Here is a 10270-nt window from a genome sequence, read left to right as displayed (position 1 = left end):
GATAGTGTAAAGTAAACTATGAAAAAATAGAAGTAAAAATCAATCTACACTATTAAGTAAAAATGTTTAATTTTACAATTTATCATTTGATTTTGTGTATGACAAAAGACCTCCGTCGCCGAAGGCAAAAACTGTAAAATGTATTAAGTTTATCTTTATTTTAGGAGAGTTGATTTTCTTGCATATGAAGTATAGTTTGCTGACCAAGACTAATAAGTATTTGCCATTTAGCAGGCATGTTATCAGCTTGTTTTAATTGATCAATCTCATTTAGAGGCCGCCAATAATTATAAGGATGTGGGCGCAGAAAGTTGTAATATGCAACCCAAAGAGAGACTCCGTAAAGGGCACCGTCTTCACTCCCATAACCACAAGTAACACGGTATGATGATTTGAAAGTACGATTTAAGCGTTCAACTACTTGTTTAATCCAACGGTATTCTTTAGAAACCGAATCATCATTTGTAAGTCCTATTACTTGAGTAAGATCAAAAATTTTATTTTCTTCTAGCTCAAACTGTTGCTTAGCAAGTGGATAAGCGCTATAACCATCAGCAATAAACTTTAACATTTTACCAGGAAAGCTTTGAAATTTATCAAAAGCCATCCGCATCGCAAGTATGCATGGACCAACAGCTCTTGTGTCAGATACCTGATAGCCAAGAATGGACTTTTTACAAGCATCCATAACAATCCAAACATAATGCCTGATACCTTTTACTCTTATATAAGTTTCATCAGCAGAAAGGATATTAGAAGGTTTGTAATCAAAAGTATCTACAAATGGTTTAATTACAGTAGCTGCAGTTAATGCATAGTTAGCAACCATAGTATGTGATATTTTTATACTATGTATCTCCGCTAAAGCGTGAGCGGTTTGTCTAGTTGAAAGCTTAAGATTAACATGGTAGGTCAGACATAAACCCATAATGTGAGGATTAAACTTTTTAAAACTGAAGTTGATAGCACGCTTAGAAAGTGTATGTAAATTCATCTTAAAGAAATCAAAAGTAAATTCTCTATAAATATAGTGAAGCTTATATTTATATTTCTCAGAAGATTTTATATCACTATGAAGTCTTTTAAGACCAGCTAAGCAATATGAACACTTAGGATTTATACATTTATGAATGCGAAAATGCTTACGGTTTTTCTTTTGAGTAAGAGTATGGCCACAATGAGGGCACACAAGTACTATAGGCTTAGTAACATAATTGCTTTCGTTGAAATTTTGACCACAAACCTTGCATTGGAACTGACCTCGATTGCCGTTATTATCGTAGATATAATGGTGAGGTGCACCACACTTTGGGCAAATAGTTTCACTAGGAATAGACTTGCCGTTCCGTCGTTGGACGGGTTTCACTACCTTGTTATATTTGTGCTTGTAATAAGCTAAAAGAAATTGATAGTCAACTTTTTCAAAACGAATAATTTTAGGAAGTTTGTCTACTTTAAATTTTTGATATTCTGGGCTGTTAGAATCGTCGAATGCCCATTGATTTAATGGTATATTCTTTGAAATAAACAAAACAAGTTTATAAATAGTTTTAACTAAATATTGATTATATAAAAGTAAATAAGTTATAATTGAATCCATGACAATGACCTTTCTTTTGATGTTGTTTTGGTGTTGCGGAACTCGATTATAACATGAAATTAGGGGGGCATTGTTTTTTTGTACAAAAAAACGCTCGAACCCTTGATATATAAAGAAAAAATTTAAAAGAGTAGTGTAAATACTTTACACTAACGTTACAGCTTGGGGGGGATATGTATGAGAAAGTTAAAATTATCAAATGTAGTAATGAGTTTATTAGTGTTAATTTCTGTGCTGACATTAAATTCAATAGGAGCAAATGCAGAATGGAAGCACAGTACTAATGGATGGTGGAACACGGAAAAGTCATACATCACAGGTTGGCAATTTATTAAAGGTAATTATCATTATTACAATATTGATGGTGCTATGGTACATGATGCAACTGTTGATGGATATTACTTTGATGCAAGTGGAGCTATGGATCCAAATAAAGATAGAGTTCAAGTGCAAGACATCACTATGAAGGCTGAAGAACGTGTATATCCACTTGGTACGAAAGATATTAATGTTTATATTACAAATAATACAAACTTAGACGGTGGATATGGAACTCGATATAAAGTAGAAAAATTTGAAGATAATGAGTGGCATAGTTTAGATTTTTCAAAAAATGCAACGTTTGAAGATCTTAGTATATTTCTATTATCAAAAGATATAAATAAGGAAAATTGCAGCTTAGACACATTAAAAGATTTTAAAAATTTAACACCAGGTAAATATAGAATTGTGAAAGAAATAAGTAATTCCGAGGGATATACAAATATATCAGCAGAATTTAGTCTACAGTAAAAACTCTTAAAGTTTGGGAATCTGCTTCGAGGGTAGAACTAATTTATTTTAGTAGCAATTAATAAATAATAGAAAAATATATTAGAGATTAAGGTATGTATATCGCAAATTCATGGAAAATGGATTTGCGATATTTGTTTTTTATAATTGAAGGTATTTCGTGATCTGTAGATATTGCGAAATAGTAATACAAGAAATTTTATTAAGTAGGAAAGTTAATATACTTAATATAGTGTTTAGAATTTCACTAAACACTATATTAGTAAACTGTCAAAGAGGAGAAAAAGATATTTCTCCAGTACCAACCAGTGCTAGAATATCGCCTTCTTGAACAGGACCCAGTTTTACAGTTTCATTTGGGGTATCAAACCTTAAAAATGTTTTTTGCTTACCATTAGAATCAATTACTATTACAGTAAGAGGTTTGTCGGGAGTTATTAGTTTACCTGTAATATAATCTCCATTATATTGAGTCATATTATAGATACCTTGTGTATAAGTTGTTGCAATAGGAAGTGGTTGTGCTTGAGGGATTTTAACAAATGCAAATAAGGATATTAGAAAAAATACTAAAAATTTCTTTATATTCATAATAGCACCTCCATTTTATTAGTATTTTGTTTTTGAAATTAGAATATACGCACGATAGTAAGAACGTGAGGTAGAGCAACAATGACAAATTATGAAGTTTATTTTGGGACTGAAGAAAGAGCATTAAATTCCCTGACTTTACTCCTTGAATTTCCAGATCATCCAAAACAGGAAGTAAGAGAGTTTCAAATAGAAGTTAAACAAATGGGAGCAGCTAGATGGCTAAGAAGTGAATGTACTAACAAAAGATGGTGGAAAAATGAACTAATTACACATGAAGACATTTGTATTATGCGAATATTAAAGAATATTATTCGACAAAATTTAAAGCCCCTATATATTAGGGGCAAAAATAAATGGAGTTGATTTAGTCATAAATCATTCTAGTATATGGGGATTTTAAATAATTATTCATCATAAGAAGTTACTAATAACAATGTAGAAAGTGCGTGCCGATTAATGTAAGTTAAAATATGATACAAATACAATAGGCCCTATAAAAATGCCTATTGGAAGAACGTTAAATTAACATTATTATATATTATAAATTTATAATCTTTTGCAAGAGGAATTAAAGTATTCTCAGTAGAGTTAGATGGTATTCGTATAAGTTGTTGTACCCTTGAATTTGAATCAAGAATAATTAATAGACCCTGTACATAAGGTTCATTGTTCTGAACCTTATAAATGGTATTTTCAGAGAGATTAAGATCTTTCATTGTATAAAAACCTTGAGAGTATGTTTTAGTTTCAGCGGCTGTAGCTATTGGATTTATAATAAAGTATAAAACTAAAAATACAGCAATAAACTTTTTCATTAGATTAACCACCTTTCATAATTGTATCACCAGAAAATAAAATATGGATTATTGATTTAAGATTATTATGCGAAAATTTCAAAGAAGAATTCAAGTAAAGTGAAATTTAAGCAAGTGTTTAAGTCGTTGAAAATCAAAATTACCAAACTTATACTCTATGAGAAATTTAAATCAAAATTACCATATAGTATAAAAACGTAATCACTCATAAGAGGTATTAAAGTATACTTTGGTGACGAAGGCTTTATGCGTATGATTTGTTGTATGGTTTTATTTCCGTCGAGAATAATTAGTATACCGTCATTATAAGTAGACGAATTCTGAACAGAATATGGAGTGTTAGGATATAAACCTAAATCCTCCATAGTATAAAAACCTTGTGAAAAAGTTTTGGCTTCAGCGACAAGGGTTAGTGTGTTAATCTTAAATGATACAAATAAAAAAATAGAAAATATAGCAATAAATTTTTTCATAGCGTTAACCATCCTTTAAAGTTTTATTAATTTACAACTAATTAATTTCAACTTTATTATGTGATGTTTAAACGAATATATTCAAAGTAAAATTTTACTTAATGCACAATACTAAAATATTATGTACTATGTAGGAAGTTAGCAGTAATTAATGGAGAAATGTTCTTACATATTAATGATTAATAAATTCATCGTCCAATTAATATAATGTAAATTATAAGTAATTTTATTGGAGGCTATTTAATGGGGTACTATGTAAAAGTAGAACCAGATGTAAAAATTTATGTAGAAGATCTTAACGAGGGAGCTGAGAAAACAATTTTATTTATACATGGTTGGCCAGGAAGTCACAAGTTATTTGAATATCAATTTGATGTTTTGCCAAAACTGGGGTATAGATGTATTGGAGTAGATACAAGAGGATTTGGAGATTCAGATAAGCCTTACAAAGGCTATAATTTTGATAGGATGTCAGATGATATTAGGTGCATAATTGATACATTAAGTTTAAAAGATATAACACTGGCAGGACATTCAAATGGAGGAGGAATTGCTGTAAGATATATGGCTCGTCATAAAGGTCATGGGGTATCAAAGTTAGCCCTTATTGCTGCAGTATCTCCAAGTCTCATCAAACGTCCAGATTTTCCTTATGGCTTAGACAAAGAAACTGTTGAACAAATTATTAAAGGCACATATAATGACAGACCAAATATGCTTAGGGGATTTGGAGATATGTTTTTTTATCAACATATAACTGAAGCTTTTTCAGATTGGTTCTTTCAATTGGGATTGCAGGCAGCAGGATGGGCAACTGCAGCAGTTGCAAATGCGTGGATAGATGAAGTTTTCTTTTCTGATTTGGAGAAAATAGATGTTCCAACTTTAATTATGCATGGAATTCATGATAAAATTGTGCCTTTTGAGCTAGGACAAATCCAAGAAAAAATGATTAGCAATTCAAAACTTTTAGCATTCAAATTCAGTGGACATGCAGTATTTTATGACCAAAAGAAAGAATTTAATGAAGAACTAATAAAATTTATTGAAGAATAATATATATAACCCAACTATAACTTAAATTTATGCATATAATCAACCGAAAGAGAAGGTACGATGTGACAAGCATGAGATATAGTATAGAAGGATATAATTTTGCAGCTGAAAGAGGATATAATCTACTAGTAAGAATTTGTTTAACTCACTCTCATCCACTTCAAGATGTTGATGCTGTTTTTGGTAATTGGGACTGTTCAAATGAGGAATACAAATTTGTTAAGGAATACTTAGGAAATGTGCAATATTCAGCCTACGATAAATTAATTCAGCTATGTGATGCATTAGCATTACCTACAGGATATTTTCTGATGGAAGAGAGGATTGGAAAGTCCATTTACAGCATTTTACCTAATGTAATAGAAAATACTTTTGAATTATATAATATAGAACATTTTAAAAACTAAGACATATTATAATTTTGAAATACTATATAAGGAAGAAATAATATGCCAAATAATAGATTGTATCCAGAAGATGATAATACTGGAGCATCAAGTAATAATTTAGATTGCACATATGATAATTGGGACTTTGCGAGCTCTTATTTTAGAAATGTCCCATATAATGATGTTTTTGATGAAAATGAAAATGATTTTAGAGCCGATTTACCACAAGCATCAATGGGAGTTAAACAAATGGAACTGAAAGATTATGGTCCACTGCCTTTAGTAGTTAATATTGATAAAGCTACCAAGCAAAACACCAGTTTTCGTACAGCTTTATGGACAGGAGGCCATCTTCAAGTTACTTTAATGAGCATTAATGTTGGTGATGACATAGGTTTAGAGATTCACCCAGACACTGATCAGTTCATACGTATTGAGGATGGACAAGGAATTGTTAGGATGGGAAGAAGCAAAGACAATCTAGATTTTCAAGCAAATGCCAGTGATGACTTTGCAATCATGATACCTGCTGGCACTTGGCACAATATCATAAATACAGGGAATAAACCACTTAAAGTTTATTCTATATATGCTCCACCTCACCATCCACGTGGCACAGTTCATGTTACTAAACCGACTGAATAAGTTTCTAAAAAGAATTAACCATAATTAAGAATAAAAGACTAATGTCTAACCTTGCATGAATTTATGTCACAAGGTTAGACTTCTTTTTTTTCAAATAATGATGAAAGCAGTAGTAATCCAACTACTGCTTTTTAATATTAATTCAAATACTTACATACCTAATTGGAAAGAATTACAATCAGTACATTCCTTTTGTTTAGGATTTGATTCATGAGTTCCTACATTTATTTTGTCTAACGTACAATAATCTTCTCCTTTGCTGTGCCATTTGCAAGGTTTTACTGAACAACCTATACTTTTATTACATGACATATAAATCACTCCTTTAATTATATTTCTGTAATATTATTTGATTAAACTTGTATTTTATGCTTTTTAAAATAACGCAATACTTGCTTATAATTCTATTTGTGTTTAAAAATAGTAGAATAATATTATGTAATTATGTCTATTAGCTTGATTTGTATAACTATGATATAACAAAAAATAGTAACCTACATATAAGAATATGAAAGTTACTATTTTCTATTTATATTTAGGGAAATATTTATGAAAAGGTTTTATCAATATTATAATTTTATTATAATATGCAATTGTGTCAGTATGGTGGCAAATTCAAAAAAGAATACGGCATGAATAAATTAATTTCATATGTATTCCAGGTGATTAACTGGTAGCTTATGCTCAAATATTTCTGGTGATTTCTTGATGAATTTAGAAATAATTAAACTTGGGAAATGAAAAAACATTTCCCAAGTTATCATTTAAGAATCTGGTATTTTAAAAATTATCTAGAGGAAGTTTTACATCTCCTTGTTAAAGTTAAGCTATTTAATATAATCTCCTTTTTTACATATTGGTTTTTCCCACCATCCAAATGCAACTATTACCTTATCAAGTTTTAAAATTGATGATTTTATGATTAAAGTATAACTTCCACCTGGAGCTTCTATAAATTTTCCATCTTCCTCGCCTACTAATGTTGTATTAGGAGGTACTATTCTTTCATACACATTAACTCCATCTTTAGGAACCATGTTAGTAGATTCAATAAATCGAATGTTTACTCTATTTTTTGGTAGTGGCTTTAAAGCAGTATTAGTCGGAGAAATCTTATGGGATGTGCAGGCTTTTTCAGGGAAACTAGTATTTAACCATATTTGAGCAGTTAAATAGTCATTAGATAGATTTGAAATAGTAAATACATTTGCATATAAGTTGACATCTGAATTACGTGGATTTGATAAACCGGCCCAGGCATTTGATTCATTACCAACCCATAAAGTCTCTGTTTGACCTACAAAGTATTTTCCTTTCATCGATTCATATAAAGAAACAGGAATACTAACTACTTCTTGTAATTTGGTATCTTTATTATCTAGGATATAATTACTATTATTTTCTAACATCAATCACATCTCCTATGAATTTTTTTCATATGCGTTACTATAGCTTGTCTTTATATATAATATTCCGTAAATGTTGAAATGCTAATAGGTTATTCATAAGATTTATAATGTTATGTTTACTGTACCTGGATCAAATATTGCAATTTTATCAACAGAATTGCAATATTAGATTTAATTGAATTTGATTCTATTACCTCCTGGTTACCATCTATTCTAATCATAAAAATCGTTGTGGCAGAGTTATTTTAAATGCTGTATGTAACCATTTTTAGATATTAAAAGATTATTGAAACATTGGCCCAGTATATGGTTCATATGGAAGGAGAATTGCAACTCCTGTTTCATCTAGTTTATATGGTACACCTTCAACAGGATTTCTATTATTAACTAAATTCAATCCTACGGTATATATTGTATTAGCCATATCAGCTGTTTCTTGTGAAGCAGTACCTAACATGAAGCCTTTTGAAACTAGTTCTTTAGCTTCAGATATTCCATCTACACCAACAACTATGATTGATTGAGATTTGTTTCCACTATTATAGCCATATTTTTGCAATGCTTGAACAGCGCCAATTGCCATAGAGTCATCATTTGAAATTATTGCTTCTATTCTATTACCATATCTTAAGAACAATGCATCAATGGCATCTTTAGCAAATGTTGTGTCCCAATTCAAAATAGGTGATGCAAGTTGTTCTGTTTTTATAAAAGCTTCGTTAATAGTTGAAACGGAGTATGTTGATCTATCGATGGAGGTTTTATTAAGCTTTTCACCAACGAGCAATGCATATTGTAATACGTCATCATTATTTTTATCGATTAATTGTTTATAATTCCTCCAAGCATCGACAATCATTTTTCCTTGTAAAGTGCCGCCTTGTACTGAATCTGTTCCTACATAAAAAGCTTTTTTATAAGATTTAATTGCCTCCATTGAAAATGGCACTCTATTAAAGAGTACTAATGGGACGTTATGTTGAGAAATTCTGTTAATCATCTCTCGTATTTCAAGTAGATTGACCATATCTAATAATATAAGATCAATGCCGTTATTAAGTGCATTTTCAATATCTGTATTTTGTGTTGATTGATTAAAATTGGCATTATAAAAAGAAAATTCAACTTGTTCAGGATTATTCTTTTGAATATCTTCAAAATTTTTGCGTAGGAGTATCATGTAATCATCATTAAGGTCTCTTGTAAATATTCCGACTCTAACAAGAGCGCCTCGAGGATAGTTTGTGCTAGCATTCGTAGTCATATATGTGTTATTTCCTATCATTATAATCAATATAATTGTAAGTAAAGCTGTACTTAATATTCTTTTAAATGATTTCATTTAGAGCCTCCTTGCCAGTTGTTATATAGCTTTATTATACGTTTTAGAAAAGAGTTTATTCTAAATCTTATATTTATAAAATAAAATATTTGTTACATAAGTAAAGGTAACTTATAATGGTATTTAATAAAAAAGAAAATTTATTTATGATATAAGAGGAATTTAGATTATGAAGTATTTTGATATAGAAGGTAAAGAATATAAATTGGTTATAGGAAATGGTGAAGATGATATATATAGAAGGAGCTTTAATGCTTTAACAGAGAAAACATTTGGATTTAATTTTGAAAAATGGTATCAAGACGGATACTGGAAAAATCAATATATACCTTATTCATTAATGGATGACGATGTAGTTGTATCCAATGTATCAGTTAATATAATGGATTTTGAGGTTTATGGAAAAACAAAAAGGTATATTCAGTTAGGAACGGTGATGACTGACATTGCTTATAGAAATAAGGGGTTAGCTCGAGTAATCATAGAAAAAATCATAAAAGAATGGGAAGACAAGTGTGACTTGATTTATTTATTTGCTAATGACACGGTCTTTGATTTTTACCCTAAATTCGGTTTTGATAGATTAAGTCAATATCAATGCGGAAAATTAGTAAGCATAAAGAATGGACATGGATATGCGAAAAAATTAAATATGTCTGATGAAGAGGATAAGTCCCTAGTATTTGAGAAAGCTAATTCTTCAGCTTCACTTGCTAAAGTTTCTATGCTTGGTAATGCAGAACTGACTATGTTTTATTGCACTTTATTTATGAATGAAAATGTTTATTATATTGAAGATTATGATGCAGTTGTAATTGCAGATTTTGCCGAGGATACAATAGGATTATTAGATGTTTTTTGCAAAGAGGAAGTTTCTTTAGATAAGATACTTAATTATTTGGTATATGAAAACATAAAGAAGGCAAAACTTTATTTTACACCAAAAGAGACAAGCTCTTACACACTTAATCAACTAGGTGAAGAAGATGTTTTATTTGTTCTAGGAAGAGATAAAATGTTACTTGAAGATAAGCAATTTATGTTTCCGGTATTGTCTCATACTTAACTGATAAAGGTTGAGCAAAATCTTAAGGGGTGCTAATCCTTAAGTCTTAGGCGGGGATTAGAAGATAAATAGTAATTTGTGGAGGTAAG

13 protein-coding genes are annotated in these 10270 nt (G+C 30.1%); 6 read left to right on the top strand and 7 right to left on the bottom strand.

What is annotated here, in order from left to right; all coding sequences use genetic code 11:
- Nucleotides 1–160 precede the first annotated feature (160 nt).
- Entirely contained in the window at nt 161–1600 is a 1440-nt protein-coding gene (locus tag D2A34_RS18500; RefSeq protein ID WP_119365494.1) for a DDE-type integrase/transposase/recombinase, read from the bottom strand.
- 177 nt (nt 1601–1777) lie between these two features.
- On the opposite strand from D2A34_RS18500, the gene D2A34_RS18495 reads away from it, so the two are divergent.
- Nucleotides 1778–2392: an immunoglobulin-like domain-containing protein gene (locus D2A34_RS18495; RefSeq protein ID WP_119367537.1), complete on the top strand. Its 615-nt coding sequence runs from the start codon at nt 1778–1780 to the stop codon at nt 2390–2392.
- Between the two features lie 270 nt (nt 2393–2662).
- On the opposite strand, the gene D2A34_RS18490 is transcribed toward D2A34_RS18495, so the two are convergent.
- On the bottom strand, nt 2663–2983 hold the full coding sequence (locus D2A34_RS18490) for a hypothetical protein (RefSeq protein WP_079440706.1): 321 nt from the start codon (nt 2981–2983) through the stop codon (nt 2663–2665).
- Nucleotides 2984–3064: 81 nt separating this feature from the next.
- Between D2A34_RS18490 and D2A34_RS27300 the strand changes: the two genes are divergently transcribed.
- The gene (locus D2A34_RS27300) at nt 3065–3349 is read left to right on the top strand and encodes a hypothetical protein (RefSeq protein ID WP_242966103.1); all 285 of its coding nucleotides are present in this window, start codon (nt 3065–3067) and stop codon (nt 3347–3349) included.
- A 140-nt stretch (nt 3350–3489) separates the two neighbouring features.
- Here D2A34_RS27300 and D2A34_RS18480 read toward each other — a convergent pair whose 3' ends face one another.
- Nucleotides 3490–3801, bottom strand: a complete 312-nt coding sequence (locus D2A34_RS18480) for a hypothetical protein (protein WP_079440707.1) — start codon at nt 3799–3801, stop codon at nt 3490–3492.
- A 155-nt stretch (nt 3802–3956) separates the two neighbouring features.
- Complete coding sequence (locus tag D2A34_RS18475) at nt 3957–4274, bottom strand: hypothetical protein (RefSeq protein WP_119367536.1); 318 nt, start codon at nt 4272–4274, stop codon at nt 3957–3959.
- Nucleotides 4275–4517: 243 nt separating this feature from the next.
- Here D2A34_RS18475 and D2A34_RS18470 point away from each other — a divergent pair, with 243 nt between their 5' ends.
- The 3 genes from D2A34_RS18470 to D2A34_RS18460 all read left to right on the top strand — a co-directional run bounded on the left by D2A34_RS18470 (nt 4518) and on the right by D2A34_RS18460 (nt 6364).
- Entirely contained in the window at nt 4518–5330 is an 813-nt protein-coding gene (locus D2A34_RS18470; RefSeq protein WP_079440709.1) for an alpha/beta fold hydrolase, read from the top strand.
- A gap of 62 nt (nt 5331–5392) precedes the next feature.
- Nucleotides 5393–5737 carry a hypothetical protein gene (locus D2A34_RS18465; protein ID WP_207669026.1) on the top strand — a complete coding sequence of 115 codons (345 nt, stop codon included), beginning with the start codon at nt 5393–5395 and terminating at the stop codon, nt 5735–5737.
- 42 nt (nt 5738–5779) lie between these two features.
- The gene (locus D2A34_RS18460; protein WP_119367535.1) at nt 5780–6364 is read left to right on the top strand and encodes a cupin domain-containing protein; all 585 of its coding nucleotides are present in this window, start codon (nt 5780–5782) and stop codon (nt 6362–6364) included.
- 150 nt (nt 6365–6514) lie between these two features.
- Here the strand turns inward: D2A34_RS18460 and D2A34_RS18455 are convergent, their stop codons facing one another.
- The 3 genes from D2A34_RS18455 to D2A34_RS18445 form a co-directional block, all read right to left on the bottom strand.
- A complete protein-coding gene (locus tag D2A34_RS18455; protein ID WP_079440712.1) occupies nt 6515–6676 on the bottom strand; it encodes a DUF1540 domain-containing protein in 162 nt (53 codons plus the stop codon).
- Between the two features lie 515 nt (nt 6677–7191).
- Nucleotides 7192–7773, bottom strand: a complete 582-nt coding sequence (locus D2A34_RS18450; protein WP_119367534.1) for a DUF6143 family protein — start codon at nt 7771–7773, stop codon at nt 7192–7194.
- A 283-nt stretch (nt 7774–8056) separates the two neighbouring features.
- On the bottom strand, nt 8057–9115 hold the full coding sequence (locus D2A34_RS18445; RefSeq protein ID WP_119367533.1) for a galactose ABC transporter substrate-binding protein: 1059 nt from the start codon (nt 9113–9115) through the stop codon (nt 8057–8059).
- 169 nt (nt 9116–9284) lie between these two features.
- Between D2A34_RS18445 and D2A34_RS18440 the strand changes: the two genes are divergently transcribed.
- Nucleotides 9285–10181 (top strand): GNAT family N-acetyltransferase, encoded by an 897-nt coding sequence (locus D2A34_RS18440; protein ID WP_119367532.1) that lies wholly within the window; start codon nt 9285–9287, stop codon nt 10179–10181.
- Nucleotides 10182–10270: the final 89 nt, after the last annotated feature.

It is taken from the genome of Clostridium chromiireducens (assembly GCF_003575225.1).
Taxonomy (GTDB): Bacteria; Bacillota; Clostridia; order Clostridiales; family Clostridiaceae; genus Clostridium; species Clostridium chromiireducens.
Note: the sequence above shows the minus strand (reverse complement) of the source record. Positions and strands in the feature narration are given on the sequence as shown.

Bases quoted from the DNA above. Each gene is read 5' to 3' on its own strand.
- D2A34_RS18450 (WP_119367534.1), bottom strand. From the start codon at position 7,773: ATGTTAGAAAATAATAGTAATTATATCCTAGATAATAAAGATACCAAA.
- D2A34_RS18490 (WP_079440706.1), bottom strand. From the start codon at position 2,983: ATGAATATAAAGAAATTTTTAGTATTTTTTCTAATATCCTTATTTGCA.
- D2A34_RS18460 (WP_119367535.1), top strand. From the start codon at position 5,780: ATGCCAAATAATAGATTGTATCCAGAAGATGATAATACTGGAGCATCA.
- D2A34_RS18445 (WP_119367533.1), bottom strand. From the start codon at position 9,115: ATGAAATCATTTAAAAGAATATTAAGTACAGCTTTACTTACAATTATA.
- D2A34_RS27300 (WP_242966103.1), top strand. From the start codon at position 3,065: ATGACAAATTATGAAGTTTATTTTGGGACTGAAGAAAGAGCATTAAAT.
- D2A34_RS18440 (WP_119367532.1), top strand. From the start codon at position 9,285: ATGAAGTATTTTGATATAGAAGGTAAAGAATATAAATTGGTTATAGGA.
- D2A34_RS18495 (WP_119367537.1), top strand. From the start codon at position 1,778: ATGAGAAAGTTAAAATTATCAAATGTAGTAATGAGTTTATTAGTGTTA.
- D2A34_RS18480 (WP_079440707.1), bottom strand. From the start codon at position 3,801: ATGAAAAAGTTTATTGCTGTATTTTTAGTTTTATACTTTATTATAAAT.
- D2A34_RS18455 (WP_079440712.1), bottom strand. From the start codon at position 6,676: ATGTCATGTAATAAAAGTATAGGTTGTTCAGTAAAACCTTGCAAATGG.
- D2A34_RS18500 (WP_119365494.1), bottom strand. From the start codon at position 1,600: ATGGATTCAATTATAACTTATTTACTTTTATATAATCAATATTTAGTT.
- D2A34_RS18470 (WP_079440709.1), top strand. From the start codon at position 4,518: ATGGGGTACTATGTAAAAGTAGAACCAGATGTAAAAATTTATGTAGAA.
- D2A34_RS18475 (WP_119367536.1), bottom strand. From the start codon at position 4,274: ATGAAAAAATTTATTGCTATATTTTCTATTTTTTTATTTGTATCATTT.